Source organism: Brucella sp. NBRC 12950 (assembly GCF_030268145.1).
In the GTDB taxonomy this organism is placed as follows: Bacteria; Pseudomonadota; Alphaproteobacteria; order Rhizobiales; family Rhizobiaceae; genus Brucella.
On the sequence record NZ_BSQC01000001.1, the window covers coordinates 57,569 to 83,427 of the forward strand.

Here is a 25,859-nt window from a genome sequence, read left to right on the forward strand (position 1 = left end):
CACGTCATAACGACAATCTCGCTAATAGCATGGCTTAGGGAAGCATCGGTCAATGCGTTGTGCCAATTCAAAGTTTAAGCCAATAAAAAACCCCGCCAAAAGCGGGGTTTTCTTTTGATCTATCGTGAGACCAATTAGTCGATGTCGAAGGAAACGCCCTGTGCGAGCGGCAGAGCCTTCGAGTAGTTGATGGTGTTGGTTGCGCGGCGCATATAGCCCTTCCACGCATCCGAACCCGATTCACGGCCGCCACCAGTTTCCTTTTCGCCGCCGAATGCGCCGCCGATTTCAGCACCCGAAGTACCGATATTGACGTTTGCAATGCCGCAATCCGAACCTTCAACCGAAAGGAAGCGCTCTGCTTCCTGAAGGTTCAGCGTGAAGATCGACGAGGACAGGCCTGCGCCAACTTCATTGTGGCTCGCGAGCACGTCGTCGAAGTCGGAATACTTCATGACGTAAAGGATCGGTGCGAAGGTTTCTTCGAGAACCGGACCCTGCTGCTTTGGCATTTCGACGATAGCCGGACGCACGTAGTAAGCGTTTTCATGGCCAGCGTCGACGCGTTCGCCGCCCTGTACCTTACCGCCGTGAGCGGCTGCTTCCTTGAGTGCCTTCTGCATGTTGTCGAAAGCAACCTTGTCGATCAATGGACCAACCAGAGCTGTGGTTTCGAGCGGCGAACCAACGGTAACGCTGGCATATGCCTTCTGCAGACGTGGAACGAGAGCGTCGTAAACGCTTTCATGCACGAACAGACGACGGAGCGTGGTGCAACGCTGACCAGCGGTGCCCATTGCACCGAAAGCGATTGCACGCAGCGCCATGTCGAGATCGGCCGATGGGCAGACGATACCGGCATTGTTGCCGCCGAGTTCGAGGATTGCACGCGCAAAACGCTTTGCAAGGCGTGGACCAACTTCGCGGCCCATGCGGGTCGAACCGGTTGCCGAAAGAACAGGAACCTTCGGGCTGTCAACGAGAACTTCACCAACCGTACGGTCGCCGAGTACAACTTCAGCCAGACCTTCTGGAGCGTCGCCAAAACGCTTGATGGCGCGCTTCAGGATTGCGTCACATGCAATAGCGGTGAGCAGGGTCTTTTCAGATGGCTTCCAGACAACCGAGTTACCGCAAACGATAGCAAGAGCGGAGTTCCATGCCCAGACAGCAACAGGGAAGTTGAAGGCCGAGATAACGCCGACAACGCCAAGCGGATGCCAGGTTTCCATCATGCGATGGCCAGCGCGTTCGGTTGCGATGGTGAGACCGTAGAGCTGACGCGACAGACCGACTGCGAAATCGCAGATATCGATCATTTCCTGTACTTCGCCGAGGCCTTCCGAAGGGATCTTGCCAGCTTCGAGCGAAACGAGACGGCCGAGATCTTCCTTGGAAGCGCGGAGTTCTTCACCCAGAAGGCGGATCAGTTCGCCACGCTTTGGAGCTGGAACAGTGCGCCAAGCGCGGAAAGCTTCGTCAGCCTTGTCGATGATCTTGACTGCATCTTCTTTGCTGTGGGTTTTGATCGAAGCGATCTGTTCACCGGAGACCGGGCTGAAGCCAGCGAGGTCGCCCGACGTGTAGATGGCTGCGTCAACGCCAAGCTTTGAAAGCAGATCAGCGGCTTCTTTTTTCACGTCGAGTTTTTTAACAGCGGTGTTCATATTAATCCTCTTAGCCTGTCTAATTATTATTCTGCTGCTTCAAGACCGCTCAGGCGGGCCTGTACAGCTTCGATGGATTCGCGTTCGATACGGGCATAATGCTCGAATTCATTAAGAACCTTGGCGCCAAGGTCTTCCTCGAAACGCTTCTGGTTCGGGCTTTCCACAAAATCCTGCGCGTCGTCGTCGCCAAGATTGGACTGGAAGATACCAGCGGCACTGACCGGCAGGAAGTCTTCATAGATGATCGGATCGAACTGGACTGCGCCGCCTTCGATCAGAGTTTCGATATCGGTATCGGGTTTGAATGCTGCAAGACGTGCGGCATCCTTGACCGAATAGGCGAAATAGCCAAGCGCTTCTTCACGCACGCCTGCCCATGTGTCAGGGAAAGCGGCAAAGGTGTCGCTCAGTGCCTTCACATATTCAGCCGAGTTTGAACCATCTGGCGCTGGGCGCGCAACTGCGCGGGTGTCATTGAGCAGCTTGTCGTAAAGCGCCCGACCCTTTGGTGTTAACGCTACGCCACGCTGTTCGATTTCACCGAAACGGGCAGTGTGGGAGCCTGGTGTCCAGGTGCCGTCTGCGCTTACGAACGAAACTTCTTCTTCCAGTGCCTTGAACGAGGTCTGGCGCAGAAGGATCGGGCATTTGCGGGTTGGTGGACCTTCGACAACTGCCTTCGGGTTGATGCCGCGATCTGGCATCTGAACCTGCACGGCGTCGATGTCGAGCGTGCGTGGTGTCAGGTGGTTGATGTGCGGACCCTTGAAGGAAACAACGTCGGCGATCAGGCGATGCGCATCGTGGAGGCGATGGTAAAGCTCGGCACTGACATTGGCATGATCGTGCCAGCGGAACGTTTCGAGCACTTCTGCAACGAAGGTCTTCGCATCAGCTTCATCGAGGCCACCATTGGCTTCCGCCTTTTCGACAAGCGCAATCGCGCCCGGCGTGAAGATGTTGCGCTTCGCGAGCACGTCTTCCGATTCTGCGCGCAGTTTCGCATCAGAGATCAGATCAAGGCGCAGCAACGAGGTGAAAACACGGAACGGATTGTGCTTGAGTGCTGCATCGTCGATCGGGCGGAAGGCGGTGGAATGCACTGGCACGCCAGCAGCGCTCAAATCGTAGTAGCCAACCGGGAACATGCCCATGACCGAGAAAACGCGGCGCATCATCGACAGCTCAGCGGCAGTGCCCAAACGAATTGCACCGTGACGTTCTTCGGAAATGCGTTCGAGCGAATCTGTTTCCGTCAGACGCTCATGCAGATGCTTGTCGTCTGCGAGAACCTTTGCGTTCACATCGGAGACGAGTTCCATCAATGTGCCATAAGCAGGCACTTCTTCCTTATACATGGCCGACATGGCTGCCGAAAAGGCGGAGCGAATGGCGTCCGGTGAAACGAATTTCTGCGCGTTCATTGCAAGAGCTTCCGTAGAAGTTGGATCGTCTGCTTGGGAGGTATGTTAGAAAATAAAAAACACACCGCGATTATGATGAAAATGTATCATATCAGCCGTTTTGCCGTTATGATCGCGACGAACGCAACTATGTTAATGCGAGATTGGAATGAAGCTTAGCAGGAGACTGATCCCCGACATTGCCACGCTGCAAGCGTTTGAATGTGCGGCTCGACATGGCAGTTTCACGCAGGCTGCCAACGAATTGAACCTCACGCAGAGTGCTGTCAGTCGTCAGATCAAGGATCTCGAAAGCCAGCTCGGTGTATTGCTGTTTGAGCGCATCCGCCAGCGCATTCTTCTCTCAGATGCAGGGCGAAAATTCCTGCCGGAAGTGCGGCGTCTGCTCAACCAGACTGAGGACACGATGCTGCGCGCCATGGCGTCGGCGCAGTCGACCTCTTCATTCAGTGTAGCAACGCTGCCGACATTCGGTACGCGCTGGCTGATGCCGCGTATTCCGGATTTCGTCGAAAAACATCCCGGCATTGCAATCAATGTGGCCTCGCGTTCCGGCGTTTTTGACTTTGAAGAGCAGCCTTTCGATCTTGCCATCCATTATGGCCAGCCGGTCTGGGCACATGCGACCTGCACTTTCCTATGTTCAGAGGTGATTGTGCCTGTTGCAAGCCCGAGCCTTCTTAAAGCGCGCCATCCGGCAACCCCGGAAGAGCTGGAAAACGAGCCGCTGCTGCATCTCGCGACACGGCCTAAAATGTGGGCGCAATGGTTTGAAAGCTGTGGTGTTGAAGGCAAGTCCGCTTATCGTGGCCACCGTTTTGATCAGTTTTCGATGGTGATCGGGGCGGCACTTGCAGGCCTTGGCTTCGCACTGTTGCCGCTTTATCTGATTGAACAGGAATTGCGTAACGGCGAACTGGTCATGCTTTTCGAGCAGCCGATGCGGACCGAAAATGACTATTATCTGGTGGTTCCGGAAGGCAAACTTGAGAACCCGCTGACGCAGGTTTTCTGTCAGTGGATCGCAGGACAGGTGGGGAACGTCGTTCTTTAGTATAGGTCATTCCCAACCGGCATGAAATGTTGCAGAAATATTGCTGTTCTTGTGGCTTCCACAGCATGAAATAGTTGCGACGGTAAAAACCGCCAGTTTTCCAAAATAAGAAATGGTTGCCATCAATGTTGAACGATCCTCGCTCGCATGGTCTTTGGGAGAAGACCGCTCCAGCCGCACCCAAGACCACATCGCTGAAAGGTGATCTGTCTGCCGATGTGGTGATTGTGGGCGGCGGATTTACCGGCCTTTCGACGGCTTTGCATCTGGCTGAAAAAGGCACCAACGCCGTCGTGCTGGAAGGCATTGAAATCGGCTACGGCGGCTCGGGCCGCAATGTGGGCCTCGTCAATGCGGGCATGTGGGTTATGCCGGATGATCTGCCGGGCGTGCTTGGTCATCAATATGGCGACCGTCTGCTCGATGTACTCGGCAATGCGCCGAAGCTGGTTTTTGAAATCATCGAGAAACACAAGATTGCCTGCGAAGTTGAAAAGCAGGGTACGCTGCATTGCGCTGTTGGCAAGAAGGGTCTCAAGGAACTTGAAGACCGCTATGAACAGTGGGCGCGGCGCGGTGCCAATGTGAAGTTGCTCGACGCGCAGGAAACCGAAGCCAAGGTCGGCACCAAGGCCTATTCCGGGTCGCTGCTCGATCTGCGCGCCGGTACAATTCAGCCGCTTGCCTATGTGCGCGGGCTTGCACATGCAGCCGTTGCTGCCGGTGCCCGGATTTTCACGGGAAGCCTTGTGACCGGCGCCAGCGAACAAAACGGCAAATGGGTGGTCAAGACTGCTTCCGGCACGGTGACAGCCGATTGGATAGTGGTTGCAACCAACGCCTATACCAATGTGCCATGGCCGGAAGTACGCGCCGAGCTTGTGCACCTTCCATATTTCAACATGGCCACCAAGCCTCTCTCGGACAATATTAAGCGTTCCATTCTGCCGGAGCGTCAAGGTGCATGGGACACCAAGGAAGTTTTGTCGTCTTTCCGCTTTGACCAGCAGGGCCGTCTTGTGTTTGGCAGCGTCGGTGCGCTGCGCAATACAGGTGCGAGTGTGCATAAGGCATGGGCAAAGAAGTCGCTGAAACGTCTCTTCCCGCAAATCGGTGAAGTGGAATTTGAGTCGGAATGGTACGGCAAGATCGGTATGACCAATGACAGTCTGCCGAAGTTCCATCGCCTTGCACGCAATGTTGTTGGCTTCTCGGGTTATAACGGACGCGGTATTGCGCCGGGCACAGTGTTCGGCAAGCATCTTGCAAAGCTCGTTTCAGGCGAGATCGGGGAAGCTGATCTGCCACTGCCGGTTAGCGATCCGAGGGAACAGAGTTTCCGTGGTCTGCGCGAAGCCTATTATGAAGCGGGCGCTCAGGTAGCACACGCGGCTGAGATAATTATCTAAAGCTGCTTCACATTGTCATATAATTGAAGCCTAAGCCCTTTATGGCATCCGCATCGCTTCCGGGGTGGAAGAGATGCGGAAGGCAAATCAATCTGAAATGCCCTTCGCAGACCGTATATCTGCCGGAGGGCATTTTGCTTTCTGAAATCGTTTCCGATTTTCTGGCAGATGTTTTACAGACTTGTTTGACAGGTGAGTCATGAACAGGAATGATCGCGCTTCTCGATATGACAGTATCTGCGCCATTTCAGCTCGTATGCAGCGTAATCACGCTGGAGCAGCGGCACATGCTGCTGAAAATCACACAGAAATTCGAGGAGCAAACTCCATGACCAAGATGTTGAAGCGGGCTACGGCCATTCCAGCTCTTCTTGCTCTGTCCATGGCTGTCGCACAGGCTGACACGCTGACGCTTTACACGTCGCAGCCGGAAGCCGATGCGACCAAGACGGTTGAAGCTTTCCGCAAGGCCAATCCGGACACGGATGTGCAGATTTTCCGTTCGGGAACGAGCGAACTCCTCACCAAGCTTGCCGCTGAATTTTCAGCTGGCGCGCCACAGCCTGACGTTCTGCTGATCGCTGATGCGGTGACGATGGAAGGTCTCAAGAAGGACAAGCGCCTTCTACCTTACACGGACGCCAAGGTTGATGGTTTTGCTGCGGATAGCTATGACGCCGACAAGACCTATTTCGGCTCCAAGCTGATCACCACCGGTATCGCTTATAATACCGGTGCAAGCCAGAAGCCTGAACATTGGGCCGATCTCGCAAAGGTTGACTATAAGGGCCAGGTTGTCATGCCAAGCCCGCTTTATTCGGGTGCTGCGGCCTATCTCCTGAGCGGTTTCGCGCTCAACAAGGATCTCGGCTGGGATTATTTCAAGAACCTCAAGTCCAATGAACTGGCAAGCGTCAAGGGCAATGGCGCGGTTCTGAAGTCGGTTGCAAGTGGCGAAAAGCCATATGGCATTCTCGTTGACTTCATGGCGCTCAATGCCAAGGCCAAGGGTTCGCCGATCGAGTTCGTCTTCCCGTCGGAAGGTGTGCCTGCCGTGACCGAACCCGTTGCGATCATGGCGACCGCCAAGAACGTCGATGGTGCCAAGAAGTTCGTTGATTTTATCCTGTCGGACGATGGCCAGAAGCTGGCACTTGAGCAGGGCTATCTGCCTGCCAAGGACGGCGTCGGTCGCCCTGCATGGCTGCCGGAAGGCACCAAGATCAACATCATGTCTATCGACACTCAGAAGGTTCTCGATCAGACTGATGCCGACAAGAAGCAGTTCTCCGAGCTGTTTGGCGGATAAAAAGCGAAAATGCGGATGTTTCGAGATCTTCAGGGCCGTGATACGGCCCTGATTGTTGGTGTAACGCTGATTGTTGCGGTGCTGTCGCTCTCACCGATGGCGCGTCTGCTTGTTGAGCTTGTTGCGCCGCAGGGACAGCTTTCGACATCCGTTCTTTCTGAAACATTGAGCAGCCGCTCGACATGGATTGCCACATGGCATTCTCTGCAGATCGGTATTGGCGGCACGCTGCTGGCGTTGGTATTTGGCATTATTGCGGCGTTGCTCGTCGGCCTCACAGACATGCGCGGGCGCAATGTCTTTGTGCTATTTTATGTGACCCCGCTGCTGATTGCCCCGCAGGTGACAGCGCTGGCTTGGCTCCAGCTTTTCGGGCCTTCCAGCCAGTTCCTCAAGATCATTGGCATGGCGCCGCCGCTGGGAAGCCGCAATCCGCTCTATTCCGTCTGGGGCATTATCTTTCTGCTGGGCGTGCAATATGGACCGCTGGTCTTTCTGATTGCGCGCGCTGGTCTGCGCAAGCTTCCACGCGAGCTGGTGGAGGCCGGTCTGAGTGCCGGTGCCAGCAAATGGACCGTTCTGCGAACCATCATTCTGCCGCTGATGACGCCATCGATCATCGGTGCTGCTGCCTTGGCTTTCGTGTCGTGCGTCGGCAATTTCGGCATCCCGGCGTTTCTGGGGATTCCATCGAATTACCTCGTTTTGCCAACGTTGATTTATCAGCGTCTTGCGGGCGGTGGGCCAGCGGTGCTCTCCAGCGTCGCGGTGCTTTCTGTGCTGATCGGTCTGATCGCCTTGGCAGGGATCGCAGCACAGGATTATGCCTCGCGCCGTCGCGATTTCCGCATCGTTTCAACGTCGCTTCCAGCTGCACCTTTTGCGCTTGGCGTATGGCGTGTGTGGGCGGAACTGGCTGCTTGGCTGTTGATCGTGATCGTGCTGTTTCTGCCGCTGATCGGTTTGACGCTTTCAGCACTGGTTCCGGCCTATGGCGTGCCGCTTACATTTGCGACGGCAACGCTTGAAAATTTCCGCTTTGTGATGCTTGAACACAGCGGTTCAGCCCGCGCTTTTGGCAATAGCCTGATGCTGTCCTTTGCGGCGGCTGTTTTTGCTGTGCTGATTGCGGTTCCGCTTGCCTATATGCTCGCTTGGCGCAAACGGCGCTGGACGCCGATCCTCAATTTTGCAGCCGAGATGCCCTATGCGTTACCGGGCGTGGTGCTGGCCATCGCCTGTCTGCTGATGTTCTTAAAGCCGCTGCCGGTGGTGGGTGTCAGTCTCTATAATACCCTCTGGATCATCCTGTTTGCCTATCTTGCGCGCTTCTTCGTGCTGGCGCTGCGGCCAACGGTTGCTGGCCTCCACCAGATTGACCGTGCGCTGGAAGAAGCCGCGCGAATTGCAGGTGCTGGTCTTTTCTATCGGCTCAGGACCATTATATTTCCTCTTGTCGCACCAGCGACGCTTGCAGGCGGCGTGCTCATTTTCATGACCGCATTCTGTGAGCTGACGGTTTCAGCGCTTCTCTGGGCGTCGGGATCGGAAACGCTGGGCGTGGTGATGTTTTCTTTTGAACAGGCGGGCGATTCCGCCTATGCGGCTGCCATATCCATTCTGGCCGTTGCGGTGACATTCATGCTGATGCTTGCAACAAATCTGTTTGCGCGGCGTCTTCCAAACGGGGTGCTGCCATGGCGCGACTGAAAATCGCTTCTGTTTCCAAGGCCTTCAACGAGTTTCAGGCCCTGTCTGAAGTGTCGCTCGATGTGAAGGACTGCGAGTTCGTTGCCATTCTCGGACCATCGGGCTGCGGCAAGACCACGCTTCTGCGGATGATTGCAGGTTTTGAAGATGTTGACGGCGGCGAAATCCATATTGGGGACAGCCGCGTTTCTCATGTTGACGGCAACGTGCCACCGGAAAAGCGGCAGGTTGGCATCGTCTTCCAGAATTATGCGCTGTGGCCGCATATGACGGTCGCTGAGAATGTCGGCTATAGTCTGCGAGTGGCAAAGGTTGCCAAAGCCGAGCGCGAGGCCCGCGTCCGCCAAGCGCTGGCGCTGGTCGATCTGGACGGTTTTGGTGATCGCCGCCCGGCCAATCTTTCGGGTGGTCAGCGGCAGCGTGTGGCTTTGGCTCGCTGTCTGGTAGCAGCCCCTTCGCTGGTCTTGTTTGACGAACCGCTTGCCAATCTTGATGTGCATTTGCGTGCTTCGATGGAAGACGAGTTTGCGGCTTTCCACAAGCGCACCGGTACGACGATTATTTACATCACGCATGACCAGGCCGAGGCCATGGCGCTTGCTGACCGGATTGCAGTTCTCGATCACGGCAAGCTTCAGCAGTTCGATACGCCGCGCAAGCTTTACGAGGAACCGGCCAGTGAAATGGTCGCGTCCTTCATCGCGCATGGCATGGTTCTGCCTGCGGAGGTCGTGTCCTTTGCGCAGGCGGGACATTGTGAGGCGCTGGTGCTGGGAAGCCGTGCTGAGGTGCGTTGTTCCGGCATTGAAATGCCGCGTGCCAATGCGCAGCTCTGCATTCGCGCAGAAGATCTGGCATTGACTGAAACCGGCGGCATCCCTGTGCGGGTCAAGCGTTCAGTCTATCGCGGTGGCGGTTCGCGCATCGAGGCAAATCCGCTCACCAAGCCGGATATTCACCTGCATTTCGAAGTGCGCGATCCGGTAAGACTGGAAGAAGGCGATGAGGTTCGCATCGCTATTCGCGGTGGCTGGATCATTCCCACCGATGAAATGCCGGTGAGAAAAGTCTCAACCGGCTTTCCAATCGGTAACAAGATTTAGCTTATTTCTTCTTCATCGCTTCCAGAAGGGCTGCACCGAAACCGCCGGTTGACGGCTGTTCCTGTTTGCGCGGGGTGAAGTTTTGCTTTTGTGCAGGTTTCGTGTCGCGCTGCGCATTGTTGCGCGGGGCAGGGGCTTCGCCGCCGTCCTTGCGCATTGTGAGGCCGATGCGCTTGCGTGGCACATCCACTTCGGTCACGCGTACCTTCACCACATCGCCAGCCTTGACCACTTCATGCGGGTCTTTGACAAACTTATCAGCGAGCTGCGAAACATGGACAAGTCCGTCCTGATGCACACCGATATCGACAAAGGCACCAAAGGCCGCAACATTTGTGACGGTGCCTTCCAGCATCATGCCGGGTTTCAGATCCTTGATGTCATCGATGCCATCGGCAAAAGTCGCTGTCCTGAATTCAGGGCGGGGATCTCGGCCCGGCTTATCAAGCTCGGCAATAATGTCGCGCACGGTTGGCAGACCAAAACGCTCATCGACAAAGACGCGCGGATCAAGGCTTTTGAGTGCTGCGCTATCACCCATGAGGCTGCGCACATCGCGGCCGCAGGCGGAAACGATCTTTTTGGCAACGCCATAGGCTTCCGGGTGAACGGAGGACGCATCAAGCGGCTCGGTGCCGTTGGCGATACGCAGAAAGCCTGCACATTGTTCAAAAGCGCGGTTGCCGAGGCGAGCGACTTTCAGAAGTTCCTTGCGGTTCTTGAAGGCGCCTGCGCCATCGCGATGCGCAACAATTGCTTCGGCAAGAGACTTTCCCAGACCCGATACACGCGCCAGCAGTGAGGCGGATGCCGTGTTGAGATCAACGCCGACAGCGTTCACCGCATCTTCGACCACTGCATCGAGCGAACGTGCCAGACGAGACTGATCGACATCATGCTGATACTGGCCAACACCGATAGATTTAGGCTCGATCTTGACGAGTTCTGCCAGTGGGTCCTGCAGGCGGCGGGCGATGGAAACGGCACCGCGCAGCGATACGTCGAGCTGCGGAAATTCGTTCGCTGCTGCTTCTGACGCCGAATAGACCGATGCACCTGCTTCCGACACGATGACTTTGAGCGGTTTTGGCGCTGGCAGGTCGTTGAGCATATCCACGACAAGACGTTCGGTTTCGCGGCTGCCTGTGCCGTTGCCAATCGCAATCAGCTCGATCTTGTGTTTGCGGATGAGGCTTGCAAGCTCGGCTTGTGTGCCACGCACATCGTTCTTTGGCGGAAACGGATAGACCGTTGTTGTGTCGAGCAGTTTGCCAGTGCCATCGACGATTGCGACTTTGACGCCGGTGCGGATGCCCGGATCAAGGCCCATGGTGGCACGCGAACCGGCAGGGGCGGCGAGCAGCAGGTCTTTGAGGTTGCGGGCGAAGACGTTGATGGCTTCTTCCTCCGCGCGTTCACGCAGGTCGCGCATGAGGTCGAGTGACAAGGAGAGTGAGAGCTTGACGCGCCATGCCCAGCCTGCAACTTCCATCAGCCAGCGGTCACCGGGCAGGGTTGCGCCGATATTATAGGCGGCTGCAATTTTGCATTCGACCGGCTTTACAGGCGAGGTGTCGTCGGCGTCGATTTCAATGTCGAGCGACAGAAAATCCTCGTTGCGACCGCGCAGCATGGCCAGAGCGCGGTGGCCTGCAACATTTGCCCAGCGTTCGAAATGGTCGAAATAATCGGAGAACTTCGCGCCTGCGTCCTGTTTGCCATCCACAACTCTGGAGCGCAGAACAGCGCGATCTTTGAGATAGTTACGCAGATTACCGATCAGTTCAGCATTCTCGGTGAAGCCTTCGGCGATGATGTCGCGCGCGCCTTCAAGAGCTGCTTTGACATCGGCAACGTCGCCCGTGACATATTGTGTGGCAATCTCTGCGGGGACCAGTCTGCGGTCGCTCAGAATAGCTTCGGCAAGCGGTCCAAGACCACGTTCGCGGGCGATTTCTGCTTTGGTGCGGCGCTTAGGCTTATATGGAAGATACAGATCTTCAAGCTCGGCCTTGGTCTGGACGCCTGCGATTTTCAGCTCCAGTTCCGGCGTCAGCTTTTCCTGCCCGCGGATCGATTCCAGAATGGAAGTGCGCCGTGCTTCAAGCTCACGCAGATAAGAAAGTCGCTCATCCAGCGTGCGCAGCTGCGTATCGTCAAGGCCGCCGGTTACTTCTTTGCGGTAACGGGCGACGAACGGCACAGTCGAGCCTTCATCGAGAAGACCAATGGCTGCTATGGCCTGTTCGGGCTTTGCGTTGATCTCCGCTGCAATGATTGCGGCAATTCGCTTAATATCGTTGGCCATATTCATTCCAATCTCAAATCTTTACGCGAACATAGTCGGATAGGTTTTTGACGCAATCACGACCGCCATAATGGTCCACAGGAAAGCATGTATATTCTTTGTTCACGCGCCTGTGAACGCGTAGGGTCTTTTAAAATCGGAATTGAGCGATACATATATCGTGAAATGACGATATGAATGAAGATCAGCGAGGTGACCATGATGTCGGACATTCAATCTGTAGCACAGCCTAATTCATTGGCTATGCCGTTGGACGAGATACTCAAAGCACTTGGCCATCCAGTTCGTCTCGACATTTTAAGCTGGCTCAAGCAGCCGGAGAAGCATTTCTCCGCTCAGCACATGCCCCTGGAGATGGGTGTGTGCGCCGGTCAGTTCGAGCGGTGCGGCCTCTCCCAGTCCACCGTTTCTGCTCATTTGTCCGTGCTGACGAAAGCGGGGCTGATTACGCCCCACCGCGTTGGCCAATGGACCTTCTACAAGCGCGATGAGGAGGCGATTGCCGCCTTGCTCAAATCACTGTCCGATCTTTAATCCCATTTGCCCAATCGTTCCCACTTGAAGGAAATGTATCTATGGCCACATTGTTCGATCCAGTTACAGTCGGCGATCTCAAGCTTGCCAACCGTATCGTTATGGCACCGCTGACGCGCAATCGCTCGCCCCGCGCTGTGCCAAACGACCTCAACGTCACCTATTATGAACAGCGCGCAAGTGCTGGTCTCATCATCACCGAGGCAACGCCGATCAGCCATCAGGGACAGGGCTATGCCGATGTGCCGGGCCTTTATTCGGACGAGCAGCTTGCTGGCTGGAAGCGCGTCACTGACGCTGTTCACAGCGCAGGCGGCAAGATCGTCGTGCAGATGTGGCATGTGGGCCGTATTTCGCACGACAGCCTGCAGCCAAATGGCGGCAAGCCGGTTGCGCCTTCGGCCATCACAGCCAAGTCGAAGACCTATCTCGTGCATCCAGACGGCACCGGCGAATTTGCACCAACCTCAGAGCCACGCGCGCTTGAAAAGAGCGAGCTTCCAGAAATCGTTGCGACCTATGCCAAGGCTGCAAAGGATGCGGTTGAAGTGGCTGGTTTTGACGGCGTCGAAATCCATGCTGCAAACGGCTATCTGATCGACCAGTTCCTGCGTTCGGACAGCAATCATCGCACCGATGAATATGGCGGCTCCATCGAAAACCGCGCACGATTCCTGTTTGAAGTGGTAGACGCAATCACCAAGTCGGTTGCGCCGGGCAAGGTTGGCATTCGTCTTTCGCCGGTAACGCCTGCCAATGATGCATCGGATTCCGATCCGCAGCCGCTGTTTGACTATGTGCTCGAAAAGCTTGCCTCTTACGGTCTTGCATATGTTCATATCATCGAAGGTGCGACCGGCGGCCCACGCGATTTCCAGCAGGGTCCACAGCCATTCGATTATGCGCGTCTGAAGCAGGTTTATCGCGATGCCGGTGGCGAAGCTGCCTGGATGGTCAATAATGGCTATGATCGTGAACTGGCTGAACAGGAAATCGAAAGCGGCCGCGCTGATGTGGTTGCCTTTGGCAAGCCGTTCATCTCCAACCCTGACCTTGTCCGTCGTTTGAAGGACAATTCACCGCTCAACGAGCTGGATCAGCAGCATATGTATGGCGGTGGCGCTAAGGGTTACACGGATTATCCGATCCTCGCCTAATAGAAGTGAAAAAAGCCGCCATGCCAGTCTGCAAATGGCAATTTGTTTGCGTTCCGATGCTCATGTACCCGAAAGTACACTCCGCTTCGGTGCTCGAAAATCACCATTTTCGCCACGGCCTGCCGCTTTTTAATTCAGACACTTACTCATAAAATAAAAAGCCCGGCTTTGAGCCGGGCTTTTTTATTACAGACGTGCGCGCGTTGAGCGCGGTGTTGCCAACAATAGATTGGTTTCGCTGGCCTTGATCCCCGGCACCAGCCGGATGCGGCGCAGCACAGCATCGAAATCTGTCAGCGTTGCAGCACCCAGCTCCACCACCAGATCGAAACGACCATTGGTGGTGTGGATGGCTGAAATTTCGGAGAAGCCGCCAAGCGCCTTGACCACACGGTCGGCGACATGGCCTTCGATTTCGATCATCATGATACCACGCACCGGCAGATCAACCGCGTCAGACCGCAGGATCACCGTATAGCCGATGATGTCGCCGGACTGTTCCAGACGCTCCATGCGGGAGCGGACGGTTGCGCGCGAAACGCCGAGATCGATCGCCACATCCGAAATGCTGCGCCGGCCATTGTGACGTAAAAGCGTAATAAGCTTTTCATCCAGATCGTCCATGTTTTCTCCATTTTGAAAAGCCAATCCGACATTCTGATAAACCAAACCGTTAAAATTGCCAATCCGGTTGCTTCACATCGCCAAGCTTAAATGGTCAATCTATGGCGATAGAGCGGCTCCAGTTGCTACAGAATCGTGAGCCGCTCCATCTTTTTGTTACTATGCATTTGCCTACGCAAAACCGCTTCGCACTTTTGCTGGAAATGCTTTAATTTCTCAGGAGTAGCACTTTATGCATTGCAAGATTTTGGGATTGCCGGTTCAGGAAGGCACTGGACGTCTGGGCTGCAATATGGGGCCCGACGGTTATCGAGCCGCTGGCATTGCGGATGCGATTCGTGAACTCGGTCATGAGTTTACCGATCTGGGAAATCTGGCCCCGGCTGAACAGCGCCCGCTGACCCATCCCAATCCTGTGATCAAGGCTTTGCCGCAAGCTGTCGCCTGGATCGAAGCCATCAGTGAAGCCGCTTATCGTGAGAGCGAAGACGGTTTCCCGATCTTCCTCGGCGGCGATCATCTGCTTGCAGCAGGCACTGTTCCCGGCATTGCACGTCGCGCCGCGGAAAAGGGTCGCAAGCAATTTGTGCTGTGGCTTGATGCGCATACGGATTTCCATACGCTGGAAACAACGGGCAGTGGAAATCTGCACGGTACGCCTGTGGCCTATTACACGGGCCAGAAGGGCTTTGAAGGCTATTTCCCGGCATTGGCAGCACCGATTGATCCGGCCAATGTCTGCATGATGGGTATTCGCAGTGTTGATCCGGCAGAACGCGATGCGATCCAGAAAACTGCTGTTTCTGTTTTTGATATGCGCCTTATCGATGAGCACGGTGTGGCAGCGCTGCTGCGCCGCTTCCTGCAGCGCGTGAAGGACGAAAACGGTCTTCTGCATGTGAGCCTGGACGTCGATTTCCTTGAGCCGTCGATTGCGCCAGCTGTCGGCACCACGGTCCCGGGCGGCGCGACCTTCCGTGAAGCGCATCTCATCATGGAAATGCTGCACGACAGCGATCTGGTGACAAGCCTCGATCTGGTTGAGCTTAACCCGTTTCTCGATGAACGCGGACGCACCGCAACGGTGATGGTCGACCTGATGGCGAGCCTGTTGGGCCGCAGCGTCATGGACCGTCCAACCATCAATTATTGAATTCAGAAACCGCATTCGCTGCTGGCAGATCAATTGATCTGCCGCTGAATGCTAAGGAGCAAGAATGACCCAACCGAACCTCAATATCGTCCCTTTTGTCAGTGTCGATCACATGATGAAGCTGGTGCTTTCCGTCGGTGTCGAGACCTTCCTCAAGGAACTCGCCGATTACGTGGAAGAGGATTTCCGTCGCTGGGAAAGCTTTGACAAGACACCGCGCGTGGCTTCGCATTCCGATGAAGGCGTGATCGAACTGATGCCGACAAGCGACGGTACGATGTACGGCTTCAAATATGTGAATGGTCATCCGAAGAACACGCGCGACGGCCTGCAGACGGTGACAGCTTTTGGCGTTCTCTCGGATGTTGGCAGTGGCTACCCGATGCTTCTGACCGAAATGACCATTTTGACGGCGCTTCGCACTGCTGCAACATCGGCCGTTGCGGCCAAGCATCTTGCACCAAAGAACGCACGCACGATGGCGATCATCGGCAATGGCGCGCAGAGCGAATTTCAGGCTTTGGCGTTCAAGGCAATTCTCGGCATCGACAAGCTGCGTCTTTACGATATTGACCGCACGGCTTCGGAAAAATGCGCGCGCAATCTCGAAGGCGCAGGCATTGATATCGTGATCTGCAAGGATGTCGAAGAAGTGGTCGAAGGTGCGGACATCATCACCACCGTAACCGCCGACAAGCTCAATGCCACGATCCTGACAGACAACATGGTTGGCGCTGGCGTGCATATCAACGCAGTTGGTGGTGACTGTCCCGGCAAGACCGAGCTTCATGGCGATATTCTGCGTCGCTCGGATATTTTTGTCGAATATCCACCGCAGACCCGCATCGAAGGCGAAATTCAGCAGCTTCCGGAAGATTATCCCGTCAATGAATTGTGGGAAGTGATTACTGGCAAGACTGAAGGCCGCAAGGATGCGCGCCAGATTACGCTGTTCGATTCGGTCGGCTTTGCTACGGAAGACTTTTCGGCACTGCGCTATGTTCGCGATAAGCTCCAGGATAAGGGCTTCTATGAGCAGCTCGATCTTCTGGCTGACCCGGATGAGCCGCGCGATCTTTACGGCATGTTGCTGCGACACAAGCAGCAGCTTAAGGCGGAACAGTCCAAGCCTGCCGCATAAAACTTCAAAGCCTGCCTCTTCATCAGAGGCAGGCTTTTTGTTTTGTCTTAGACGCCAATCTTATCCGAAAATCGGTTCCTACTTTTCAGTATGCTCTATTTATTCGTTTATCGCGCATCTTATCTGAAAACCGCTTCGCACTTTTCAGGATGCGCTATAGCGGCTTACGTGAATGGCGCGGGGTAGAAATCGTCCCGCCATGGGTTGCGATTGCCATTTCAAAACTATCGGCGATACGTCGGGCGCGATCAATAAAGACAATGGCGCCTTCGGGCGGGAAAACCTCGCGCGCCGTCTGTTCAAACAGCTCCAGCCAGCGATCGAAATGATCGCCTTTCAGGCCAAGTCGCAGATGCGGCGGCATGGGGCGCCCTTCATAGCTGCCGGTTTTCAGAATGACCGATGACCAGAATTCCGCGATTTGATCAAGGTGGTGATCCCAATCCGCCACCGCTTGCGTGAAGATTGGGCCAATGACGGCATCTTCCCGCGCACGTCCATAAAACGTGTCGACCAGTTGTTTGATAGACGCTTTGTCGATGGATGGATGGGGCTGGTTTATAAGAGCGGTCATTTTCGGTGCCAATTGGATTGCTGCCGCAAGAACGGCCTTCGAGCCTGATATAGGCCTGCAATTCCCTTGATGCCAGAGAAGCTTTGCCGCACATGCCCGGAAGCTGCTGGCAATAACGTCTTTAAGCGGTTTCAAGACATATCTGATTTTTAATCACGCTTTGGGTGTAATTTGATGAGCCAAGTGAGGCTGAAATATTTGGAATCGTTCGCGTTTTACGACTGCAGTTACCGACGAGTTTCGTGCGGGATCTCAAATATGGAAATTATTTCCATTTAATTTAAGTTTTCGCGACCGGAGTTTAGCTTTGAACAAAGCGAAAAAATAACGGCTGATGTAAAAAATAACATTACTTCTAATTTTAGTATTTACTAATTAAAGTGTTTGCTCATGATTTCGGGCAATATGCTTATTGCTATCTATTTATTATGATTTAGTTTTAAAGATATTCACAAAAATGAAAGGAGATAGGTTTGATTTTTTAATAGATATTATTAGTTTAGGATAATCCGAAATATCAATGTTTATGGAGGATATATGCCAAATACAGAGGGGAATTTGGTTGCATTCCATGATGTAAGAAACGTTGAAGCTATTGAAATTCTAAAGACAAGTTCTGATCACGGCTGGAAAAACTTGTTTGCCTACACGGCACGTCTGCAACCATTTAATTCCGTATTCCAGCCCGTCGATTCGCTATTGGTTGCCATGGTCCTTAAAGGGCATCTGCAAGGAGCTTGGCAGATAGGTGGAGAGTTATCGGAACTCTATCTGCAGCCCGGATCAATTATTGTAATTCCTCCGGACGAGAGTTTGAAAGTTTCGATAAATAGTAATGCTGAAGTTATAAATATATATATATCCAAGAACCTAATGGATGATGTTTTTCTAGAATTTTCATCCGTTAGCAATAATCTATTCAAGCTTGACTACAGTCTTTCCATCTATGACGAATTCCTGGAACGGACAATTAATTCCGTTAAAGATATATTGTATGTCGGTGGACGGTTTTCATCCATTGAAGTGCAATATATAGCGCGTCTTCTTGTTGCGCGTGTCGTATCGAAATATTCTACACTGACATCGGGTGATCTTAACCCTGATGCTGGTCTTTCTCTTCCTACACTTCAAAAGACATTCGATTACATCGATGAAAACCTACATCGTCGCATTGTTATCGATAAGCTTGCCAATACCGCCGGAGTGGGGGCTGCGCAATTTGCCCGTCTGTTCAAGAGGGCAACGAATGTCACGCTGCACCAATACATCATTCGCCGCCGGGTTGATAAGGCGCGCGACCTTTTGATGGAAACGCAGATGCCGATTGCTGAAATCGCGCATGAGTGCGGTTTCGCAGATCAGGTCCATCTTACTCGTTTTTTTGGGAGAATTATCGGAACAAGCCCGGCATCCTTCAGGAGAAGAGCTCAACGATAGGTAGTCCAAAACATACAACTTAATTAGTACATTTTGTATTTATTATACAAAAGGAGTCGATATCAGCATAGACAAACCTCTACCGATAACGAAATCTTGAGACGGGTATTTATCGTCTTCGAGGGGTGTTCTCAGCAACTATTATGAAGTACAGATTTATGGCTTTACTTTATGCAAGGTTTATACTTTGCGGTTGGTCCTGTTTGTATTTAATATTTAGTTCACATTTTAAATAATATTGATGTCATAGATAAGCGCTCTCTCAATAGTTCGAGTTCTGTTTCACATAGGCCCTTGAAGCTCAGTTTCGGTTGAGGAGAGAGTCATGGTTGCAGTTGTTACGAATAAGGTGAGCGGCAGCTCGCGTACCATTACTGGTGATAACATCGTCCTTTCAGGACCTAGCATTGTTAAACTGTCGCTCAATCCAGATGCGATTGCGGAATACCAGAAGGTTGGCAACGATCTCCTTATTCGACTGCATAATGGCGAAACAATCCGAATTGTTCATTTCTATACGCATTATCAAAACGGTGAAGATAACGACCTCGTCCTGCAGGATGTTCATGGCAACCTGTGGGCCGGTAATCACAGTGAAGGCTTAGCTGATTTCACTTTTTCCGAGATACAATCTGTTGATCAGCTTGCCGGTGGCGACGGTGGTGGTTTGGGCCCAGTTCTGCTGGGCCTTGCTGGTCTGGGCGCCATAGGTGCCGCGATCGGAGCATCGTCGCGCGGTGATGATGATAATGACGCGGACGCAGATTCTGATGCCGATGCGGATGCCGATGCGGATGCCGATGCTGACGCAGACGCTGACGCCGATGCGGATGCTGATGCTGATGCCGACGCAGATGCCGACGCAGATGCCGATGCAGATGCCGATGCCGACGCAGATGCCGACGCTGATGCCGACGCGGATGCTGACGCCGATGCGGATGCGGATGCTGATGCTGATATAACATCCAGCAGTTTGTGCTGATGGGGCATAGCGGCGGTGCAACTGCGGCTGCAGCTTTGCTCACGCTTGGGCGCAATGATGTATCTTGTGCGGTGTTGACGTCGGGTGCATTCGGTCTTCTGGAACGTGCGCAGATGTTGCGTGCTGAATCCGGGCTGAAGCAACGGCCCGGACGTGACGCAACGGGACTGCCTATGCCCTATGATCCGATGGAACATATCCGTGGAATCGTACGAAATCCGCAGCTGAAGATTATTGTGATTGGCAATCCGAGGGATCGCGTTGCGCCATTTGTTTTGCAGCGCCGTTTTGTCGATTTGTTGAATGGGAATGGATATTCCGCACAGCTTATGACTTACGGCGCTTTTCCGCCGCAATACCATAAACTGCGTGACGATATCGGCCTGAAACAAGCAGAGACCTGCGCAAAGCAGTTGTAGCTTTAGGAAATCAATTTGTTTTGTCGGGAGAAAGTTACTTCACTTTGAAGTGATGGTAGCGGAGGACGGATTCGAACCGCCGACACAAGGATTATGATTCCTCTGCTCTAACCTACTGAGCTACTCCGCCACGTTTTCTGCGAACTCTGTTCACCACCGTTTCCAGTGTTTTGAACGAATGATTTCGCAAGGAATGGCGGCGGTATATGTGGGGAACGGGACCCTGTCAAGCACTCTTCGCATAGCTTTCGTCTTGTTTTCCACGTTTTGCGTAGATAAGTAACTAGCGGAAAGCAAAGGCTTAGTTTTATGGCACCTCGTATTGCGGTTTTGGGTTGTGGCTATTGGGGCGGCAACCATATTCGTACCTTGAAGGGGCTCGGTGTCCTTCAGGGTGTTTCTGACGCCAATCCACAGAATGCGGAACGATTCTCTTCTGAGTTCGGTGTTCCCAACATTCCGGTCGATGAACTCTTCTCGCATCCTGATATTGATGGCATCGTTTTGGCGCTGCCTGCGCAGTTTCATGCGCAATATGCGATTGAAGCAGTGAAAAACGGCAAAGACGTTCTGGTTGAAAAGCCGATCGCGCTGGAAGTTGCCGATGCGGAAGCAGAAGTTGCGGCTGCACGCGAAAATGGTCGCGTGTTCATGGTCGGGCATATTCTGCGCTTCCATCCGGCATTTGAGAAGCTGCTCGACATGGTGAAGGGCGGAGAGCTCGGCGATATTCGCTATGTGCATTCTCACCGCGTCGGTTTCGGAAAATTCCACGACAAGTTCGATGCGCTGTGGGATCTCGCCCCGCACGACCTTTCGATGATCCTCGCCATCACTGGCGAAGAACCGTCAGCTGTTCGCGGCGAAGGCACGGCGATCATCGACAAGATCAGCGATTTTGCGCATGTGCATCTCGAATTCCCGAGCGGCATTCGCGGCCATCTCTTCGCTTCCCGAATGAATTCCTATCGTGAGCGCCGCCTGAGCGTGACGGGAACCAAGGGTATGCTTGTCTTTGACGATGCCGAACCTTGGGATCGGAAGCTTGCATTCTACAAGCACGAAGTATGGCGCGAGAATGATCAGTGGGCTTTCAAATCGGTCGATCCGATCTATATCCCCGTCGAAGAAGGAATGCCGCTGACACGCGAGTTGCAGCATTTCCTGCACTGCATCGAAACGCGCGAAAATCCGCGCACTGATGGGCAGGAAGCAATCAACGTATTGCGCATTCTGACCGAAGGATCGGTCATTCATTCCAGATAACACACACTTGACGGAAATTTCTGTCAAGCGGTGTTACGGGAATAGCAAAACTTTGAACGCTCCACCCATGGCAGGGCGGGGCGCGAAGGAATAAGAGAATTGTCGTGGATTCGCTGAGCATTCTCAGTAAACCAGATAAATTGGAGCCAACATGCAGTTCATTGATCTTGGAGCGCAACGCGCGCGTATCGAAGACCGTCTTAATGCCGCCGTTTCCAAGGTTGTTGCGGAAGGCCGTTACATTCTCGGTCCTGAAGTGGCTGAGTTCGAAAAGAAGCTCGGTGAATATCTGGGCGTGGAACATGTGATCGCTTGCGCCAACGGCACCGACGCCTTGCAGATGCCTTTGATGGCGCGCGGCATCGGCCCGGGCCATGCAGTTTTCGTTCCGTCGTTCACGTTTGCAGCGACTGCTGAAGTTGTTGCGCTTGTTGGTGCAGAGCCGGTTTTCGTCGATGTCGATGCCGACACCTACAACATGAATATCGAACAGCTTGAAGCTGCCATTGATGCTGTCCGCAAGGAAGGTCGTCTTGAGCCAAAGGCAATCATTCCTGTCGATCTGTTTGGTCTTGCTGCCGATTACAACCGCATCACCGCAGTTGCTGATCGCGAAAACCTGTTTGTGATCGAAGACGCGGCTCAGTCGATTGGCGGCAAGCGCGACAACGTCATGTGCGGTGCTTTCGGCCATGTCGGTGCAACGAGCTTTTACCCTGCCAAGCCGCTCGGCTGCTATGGCGACGGCGGTGCAATGTTCACCAACGATGCCGAACTGGCCGACACGCTGCGTTCCGTGCTGTTCCACGGCAAGGGCGAAACGCAGTATGACAATGTTCGCATTGGCCTCAACTCGCGTCTCGACACCATCCAGGCAGCTATTCTTCTGGAAAAGCTGGCGATCCTTGAAGACGAAATGGAAGCGCGTGACCGTATCGCCAAGCGCTACAATGAGCTGCTCAAGGATGTGGTCAAGGTTCCGGGTCTGCCTGCTGGCAATCGTTCGGCCTGGGCACAGTATTCGATTGAAAGCGAAAACCGCGATGGTCTGAAGGCGCATCTTCAGGCAGCCGGCGTTCCATCGGTCATCTACTATGTGAAGCCGCTACATCTGCAGACGGCATACAAGCATTATCCGATTGCACCGGGTGGTCTGCCTGTTTCGGAAGCGCTGCCTGCACGAATCCTCAGCCTGCCGATGCATCCTTACCTTTCGGAAGAAGATCAGGACAAGATCATCGGCGCGATCCGTGGTTTCCACGGCAAGTAAGCCTGATTTACCAGTGATTGAGAAAAGCCCGGCGAAAGTCGGGCTTTCTTATTTTTGCCTTCTGGCAATGCGCGACGCAACGAAGCGGGCAATTGCCGGACCAGCAAGCAGCACGATGAAAAAGCGGCTGGTTTGCATGGCGATGATGAATGGCAGATCGACATTGCTCGATGCTGCGATAATGGCCACGGTATCTGCGCCGCCGGGGCTGGTGGCGAGGTAAGCGGTGAGTGGATCAAGGTCCAGCACATGGCCGAGTGTCATGCCGAACAGGCCGCAAACGGCAATCAGAATAAGCGCTGATGCGAGCACAGCCGGGAAGGCGCGGGCAGCGTGTGCAATGATCGCACGGGTAAAGCCAAGGCCAATGCGCCAGCCGATGAATATATAGCTCGCAGCCAGCAGCCATGGCGGCAGATCAATGACCATAAGGCCGAAATCCTGCAACAAGGCACCGAGCGCCAGCGGTACGAGCATCGCTCCGGTTGGAATGCGTGATATTTGGCCCAGAAAGGCGCCGCAGACGATCAAAGCGAGGGTTGGGCCAAGCGTATGCCAGTTTATTGCTGGAAACCATTCTACGGCCGCTGGAACGACTGTTTCGACATCGGCTGTAAACATGACAACAAGCGATGCAGTGGTTGCCACCAGCACCACGCGCAAATATTGCATGAAGGCGATAAGGCGTGCGTCAGACCCAAAGGATTCAGCCATGAGCACGATTGCTGTCGCAGCCCCCGGCGAGACACCCCAGACGGCGGTTGTTCCGGGCAAAACGCGAAAGCGTGCCAGAAGATAGCCTATTGTGGTGCTGGCGAGCAGCGTGAAGCCCGTCGAAAACAGGATGATCGGCAGATGTTGCCCCATATTGCTGAAGAATTCAGCGGTCATGGCACGGGCAATCAACAGGCCGACAATCGCCTGTGCGAGCAGGGAGAAATTCTTGTGAACCTTGATCGTGCTCTCACGAGACGCGAGAAAGATGGCGCCCAGCATCGCGCCCAGCAGCAATGCTGCGGGTAGTCCCAGCAGTTCTCCGAGGAAGATCAGCAAGGCAGAGGCGATCAGCAGCACGCCCCACTGGACTGGCTTCGGTATATTGCTGAACGTGAACGTATTGCGGGCCTTTTCTTGCCCGGGGGGGACGGGTTTTTGCATCGCGCTTCTTCCCTACAACTAGCGAAGGTGAGAATGCAAACGCGTTTTTCCCCCAAGGGCATATATGCTGCGAGAAGAAACTCACGCGGTTCGTACCATCAAACGATGGTACCGAATTCCATGCTGATGGGATCAATCAGCGACAGGAATGCATCGCAATCTGCATTGCCTTGCCAGCTTGCACAAATTTCGGTGGCGGTGGTCTGATTATCGGCGAAGGCCAGATCGACAAATGTCCCATCCGCGAGCTTTACGAGATGCTGTGCAAGCCAGCCCGGCTGATACGAGAGGTGGTTGCTCACCATCGCGGTATAGGCGTCTCGCATGGCTTGTTCATCCACGCCGGCTTTCAATCGGAAGCGCCCGAGTTCTATGCCGTTGCCTGATGTTACCAGCGGCTGAGGCTCTGTCTGGGCTCGGTAATGGCCTATCGATACCATTTCTTTTAGCGTTTCTCTAAAGGCGGCAAATTCAGGTGCGGTGCCAACGAGCGATGCTGCAGCCAGCGCATCATCCAGCGTGGACCAGGAAACGAGATCAACACGATCTCCCGCATCCGTTATGCCGCTAAATGGCACCCAAGAGATGAAGCCTGGAAGAGCACAGATTTGTTCGCGTGCATTTTCGCGCTCGTTGTCTGCGCTGGTTATGTCGTTGACCTTATATGTTACAATTTCGAAGTATGGCATGTTCACGAAAAGCTCCTGTGTGTTTGGTGTGCTGCACATACACGGAACCCCTGACATTTCCTGTCAGGGGCGTGCTATAGGCTTGGCATGAAAACACTGCGGCTCTTTTCTCTGCTCGATAGACTTCGTTCGGCTTCCACACCCGTTTCGGCGGAGGCGCTTGCGGATATGCTGGAAGTGTCACCGCGCACGATCTATCGCGATATGGCGACGCTGGTTGCAATGGGCGCGCCGGTCAGAGGTGAAGCCGGGTTGGGTTATCAGCTTGAGAAAGGTTACTTTCTGCCGCCGCTTCACTTCGATGCGGATGAGCTGGAAGCCATTATGCTCGGTGTGAGGCTTGTTATGGCCAGAGGTGATGGCGATCTTGGTGCCGCAGCGCAGCGCGTTTCGGGAAAAATCAGCTCAACGATGCAGGCCGGGGCGGGGGATCGTTACAAGAACCTGCCATTGAGGGCTGTGTCGAAATTGACCGAGGAACACAGCAAGGCGAACCTGCATCTTTCATTTCTGCGGCGTGCGGTTCGTGATCGCGTAGTTGTTACGCTCGAATATCTTGATCTGAAAGACAAAATCACAGAGCGTATTGTAAGGCCACTTGGTTTAACGATGTTCGATGCGGTCTGGCTGCTGACGGGTTGGTGTGAAAGTCGCAATGATTTCCGGAATTTCCGTCTCGACCGCATCAGTAAGGTTGAAACTGCCGGTCAGGTGTTTCGGCATCAGAAGGGGCAGCGCTTCGAGGACTATCTGCTCACGCTTTAGAGCGCCTTTGATTTGGCTACGCAGACTAAGCATAATTCCTTAAACTTGAATCAGTTTAAGGTAAAATTATGCTGTAAATATAAAGTTTTAGAGCGACCTTGTGCGCCTGGAAGGGCGCACGGAGCTCTAGCGCTCTCAAGGCTAAAAATACGAAAGGCACGGCTCCCCCGCAGAAGCCGCGCCTCATTTTTCTGCAATCCAAAGACTTCGCAGTTCGTAATCTTAGCCGATCATCGCGCGGCGCTGATTGACCGGGCGTTCCACGACATCACGCGGGGCTTTTACGCCGTCGCGTTCTTCCAGTGCTTCGGCTTTCGCAAGGTCAGCCTCGGCCACAACCAGTTCGGCCTCGGCGCCTTCCTTCTGCTGCATCAGATCGCGAATCGAACCAAACAGGTTATCGCGCCGCTGGCGCGCTGCCTTTGCGAAGGTCGGATAGGCGAAATGATTGATGTCAGTGATGCCTGCCTTCTTCTCTTCCGATAGAATCTGGGCGTCGAGTTCTCCGGCCATCCGCTCGAACTCGCCGATCATCAAGTCAAGTTGGCCCAGCTGACGGCGCTTTTCCTTCACCTGGAACAATTTCAGCCTGACGAGGCTTTCACGTGGCTTCATACGCAATACTCCTTGAACACCAACCAGCTCTCTTAACGTTGGGGCGTTCCCCCCGACTTTATTAACAGGCATATATGCGGGCGGTTTT

Annotated in this window: 23 protein-coding genes and 1 tRNA gene; 15 read left to right on the forward strand and 9 right to left on the reverse strand. The window is 54.0% G+C overall.

Features of this window, described 5'->3' with window-relative positions; genetic code table 11:
* Positions 1 to 134: 134 nt before the first annotated feature.
* Together amaB and hglS are read right to left on the reverse strand one after the other, a co-directional pair.
* Positions 135 to 1,667: an L-piperidine-6-carboxylate dehydrogenase gene (gene amaB, locus QSJ70_RS00260; protein WP_007876181.1), complete on the reverse strand. Its 1,533-nt coding sequence runs from the start codon at positions 1,665 to 1,667 to the stop codon at positions 135 to 137.
* Positions 1,668 to 1,693: 26 nt separating this feature from the next.
* Positions 1,694 to 3,094, reverse strand: a complete 1,401-nt coding sequence (hglS, locus tag QSJ70_RS00265) for a 2-oxoadipate dioxygenase/decarboxylase HglS (RefSeq protein WP_215775606.1) — start codon at positions 3,092 to 3,094, stop codon at positions 1,694 to 1,696.
* A gap of 148 nt (positions 3,095 to 3,242) precedes the next feature.
* Between hglS and QSJ70_RS00270 the strand changes: the two genes are divergently transcribed.
* The 5 genes from QSJ70_RS00270 to QSJ70_RS00290 all read left to right on the forward strand — a co-directional run bounded on the left by QSJ70_RS00270 (position 3,243) and on the right by QSJ70_RS00290 (position 9,679).
* Positions 3,243 to 4,148 (forward strand): LysR family transcriptional regulator, encoded by a 906-nt coding sequence (locus QSJ70_RS00270; RefSeq protein ID WP_007876178.1) that lies wholly within the window; start codon positions 3,243 to 3,245, stop codon positions 4,146 to 4,148.
* 125 nt (positions 4,149 to 4,273) lie between these two features.
* Positions 4,274 to 5,557 (forward strand): NAD(P)/FAD-dependent oxidoreductase, encoded by a 1,284-nt coding sequence (locus tag QSJ70_RS00275; RefSeq protein ID WP_215775605.1) that lies wholly within the window; start codon positions 4,274 to 4,276, stop codon positions 5,555 to 5,557.
* A 328-nt stretch (positions 5,558 to 5,885) separates the two neighbouring features.
* A complete protein-coding gene (locus tag QSJ70_RS00280) occupies positions 5,886 to 6,866 on the forward strand; it encodes an ABC transporter substrate-binding protein (RefSeq protein WP_215775604.1) in 981 nt (326 codons plus the stop codon).
* 9 nt (positions 6,867 to 6,875) lie between these two features.
* The gene (locus QSJ70_RS00285) at positions 6,876 to 8,576 is read left to right on the forward strand and encodes an ABC transporter permease (RefSeq protein ID WP_215775603.1); all 1,701 of its coding nucleotides are present in this window, start codon (positions 6,876 to 6,878) and stop codon (positions 8,574 to 8,576) included.
* Complete coding sequence (locus QSJ70_RS00290; RefSeq protein ID WP_215775602.1) at positions 8,564 to 9,679, forward strand: ABC transporter ATP-binding protein; 1,116 nt, start codon at positions 8,564 to 8,566, stop codon at positions 9,677 to 9,679. The genes QSJ70_RS00285 and QSJ70_RS00290 overlap by 13 nt, the downstream gene beginning before the upstream one ends.
* A 1-nt stretch (position 9,680) precedes the next feature.
* Here the strand turns inward: QSJ70_RS00290 and QSJ70_RS00295 are convergent, their stop codons facing one another.
* Positions 9,681 to 11,987 carry a Tex family protein gene (locus tag QSJ70_RS00295; RefSeq protein ID WP_215775601.1) on the reverse strand — a complete coding sequence of 769 codons (2,307 nt, stop codon included), beginning with the start codon at positions 11,985 to 11,987 and terminating at the stop codon, positions 9,681 to 9,683.
* 243 nt (positions 11,988 to 12,230) lie between these two features.
* Between QSJ70_RS00295 and QSJ70_RS00300 the strand changes: the two genes are divergently transcribed.
* Together QSJ70_RS00300 and QSJ70_RS00305 are read left to right on the forward strand one after the other, a co-directional pair.
* Complete coding sequence (locus QSJ70_RS00300) at positions 12,231 to 12,521, forward strand: ArsR/SmtB family transcription factor (protein WP_007876169.1); 291 nt, start codon at positions 12,231 to 12,233, stop codon at positions 12,519 to 12,521.
* A gap of 41 nt (positions 12,522 to 12,562) precedes the next feature.
* Positions 12,563 to 13,678 (forward strand): alkene reductase, encoded by a 1,116-nt coding sequence (locus QSJ70_RS00305; RefSeq protein ID WP_007876168.1) that lies wholly within the window; start codon positions 12,563 to 12,565, stop codon positions 13,676 to 13,678.
* Positions 13,679 to 13,864: 186 nt separating this feature from the next.
* On the opposite strand, the gene QSJ70_RS00310 is transcribed toward QSJ70_RS00305, so the two are convergent.
* Positions 13,865 to 14,302: an Lrp/AsnC family transcriptional regulator gene (locus tag QSJ70_RS00310; protein WP_007876167.1), complete on the reverse strand. Its 438-nt coding sequence runs from the start codon at positions 14,300 to 14,302 to the stop codon at positions 13,865 to 13,867.
* Between the two features lie 232 nt (positions 14,303 to 14,534).
* Here QSJ70_RS00310 and rocF point away from each other — a divergent pair, with 232 nt between their 5' ends.
* The gene (gene rocF / locus QSJ70_RS00315; RefSeq protein ID WP_064320911.1) at positions 14,535 to 15,455 is read left to right on the forward strand and encodes an arginase; all 921 of its coding nucleotides are present in this window, start codon (positions 14,535 to 14,537) and stop codon (positions 15,453 to 15,455) included.
* Between the two features lie 64 nt (positions 15,456 to 15,519).
* The gene (gene ocd / locus QSJ70_RS00320) at positions 15,520 to 16,596 is read left to right on the forward strand and encodes an ornithine cyclodeaminase (protein WP_215775600.1); all 1,077 of its coding nucleotides are present in this window, start codon (positions 15,520 to 15,522) and stop codon (positions 16,594 to 16,596) included.
* A gap of 154 nt (positions 16,597 to 16,750) precedes the next feature.
* Here the strand turns inward: ocd and QSJ70_RS00325 are convergent, their stop codons facing one another.
* Positions 16,751 to 17,170: a group III truncated hemoglobin gene (locus tag QSJ70_RS00325; RefSeq protein WP_215775599.1), complete on the reverse strand. Its 420-nt coding sequence runs from the start codon at positions 17,168 to 17,170 to the stop codon at positions 16,751 to 16,753.
* 537 nt (positions 17,171 to 17,707) lie between these two features.
* On the opposite strand from QSJ70_RS00325, the gene QSJ70_RS00330 reads away from it, so the two are divergent.
* The 3 genes from QSJ70_RS00330 (at position 17,708) to QSJ70_RS00340 (ending at position 20,008) form a co-directional block, all read left to right on the forward strand.
* Positions 17,708 to 18,607, forward strand: a complete 900-nt coding sequence (locus QSJ70_RS00330; protein ID WP_285534432.1) for a helix-turn-helix domain-containing protein — start codon at positions 17,708 to 17,710, stop codon at positions 18,605 to 18,607.
* 325 nt (positions 18,608 to 18,932) lie between these two features.
* Entirely contained in the window at positions 18,933 to 19,589 is a 657-nt protein-coding gene (locus QSJ70_RS00335; protein ID WP_215775598.1) for a BapA/Bap/LapF family prefix-like domain-containing protein, read from the forward strand.
* Positions 19,589 to 20,008 carry a hypothetical protein gene (locus QSJ70_RS00340; protein WP_215775597.1) on the forward strand — a complete coding sequence of 140 codons (420 nt, stop codon included), beginning with the start codon at positions 19,589 to 19,591 and terminating at the stop codon, positions 20,006 to 20,008. The genes QSJ70_RS00335 and QSJ70_RS00340 overlap by 1 nt, the downstream gene beginning before the upstream one ends.
* Before the next feature lie 53 nt (positions 20,009 to 20,061).
* On the opposite strand, the gene QSJ70_RS00345 is transcribed toward QSJ70_RS00340, so the two are convergent.
* Positions 20,062 to 20,138, reverse strand: a tRNA-Met gene (locus QSJ70_RS00345).
* A gap of 179 nt (positions 20,139 to 20,317) precedes the next feature.
* Between QSJ70_RS00345 and QSJ70_RS00350 the strand changes: the two genes are divergently transcribed.
* On the forward strand, positions 20,318 to 21,274 hold the full coding sequence (locus QSJ70_RS00350) for a Gfo/Idh/MocA family protein (protein ID WP_285534433.1): 957 nt from the start codon (positions 20,318 to 20,320) through the stop codon (positions 21,272 to 21,274).
* A 151-nt stretch (positions 21,275 to 21,425) separates the two neighbouring features.
* A complete protein-coding gene (locus QSJ70_RS00355) occupies positions 21,426 to 22,544 on the forward strand; it encodes a DegT/DnrJ/EryC1/StrS family aminotransferase (protein ID WP_285534434.1) in 1,119 nt (372 codons plus the stop codon).
* Positions 22,545 to 22,592: 48 nt separating this feature from the next.
* Here QSJ70_RS00355 and QSJ70_RS00360 read toward each other — a convergent pair whose 3' ends face one another.
* Positions 22,593 to 23,702, reverse strand: a complete 1,110-nt coding sequence (locus tag QSJ70_RS00360) for an AbrB family transcriptional regulator (RefSeq protein WP_215775595.1) — start codon at positions 23,700 to 23,702, stop codon at positions 22,593 to 22,595.
* 98 nt (positions 23,703 to 23,800) lie between these two features.
* Positions 23,801 to 24,391 carry a hypothetical protein gene (locus QSJ70_RS00365; RefSeq protein WP_252349046.1) on the reverse strand — a complete coding sequence of 197 codons (591 nt, stop codon included), beginning with the start codon at positions 24,389 to 24,391 and terminating at the stop codon, positions 23,801 to 23,803.
* 87 nt (positions 24,392 to 24,478) lie between these two features.
* Between QSJ70_RS00365 and QSJ70_RS00370 the strand changes: the two genes are divergently transcribed.
* Positions 24,479 to 25,156 carry a helix-turn-helix transcriptional regulator gene (locus tag QSJ70_RS00370; protein WP_215775593.1) on the forward strand — a complete coding sequence of 226 codons (678 nt, stop codon included), beginning with the start codon at positions 24,479 to 24,481 and terminating at the stop codon, positions 25,154 to 25,156.
* A gap of 222 nt (positions 25,157 to 25,378) precedes the next feature.
* Here QSJ70_RS00370 and QSJ70_RS00375 read toward each other — a convergent pair whose 3' ends face one another.
* Positions 25,379 to 25,771: a hypothetical protein gene (locus QSJ70_RS00375; RefSeq protein WP_007876119.1), complete on the reverse strand. Its 393-nt coding sequence runs from the start codon at positions 25,769 to 25,771 to the stop codon at positions 25,379 to 25,381.
* Between the last annotated feature and the right edge of the window lie 88 nt (positions 25,772 to 25,859).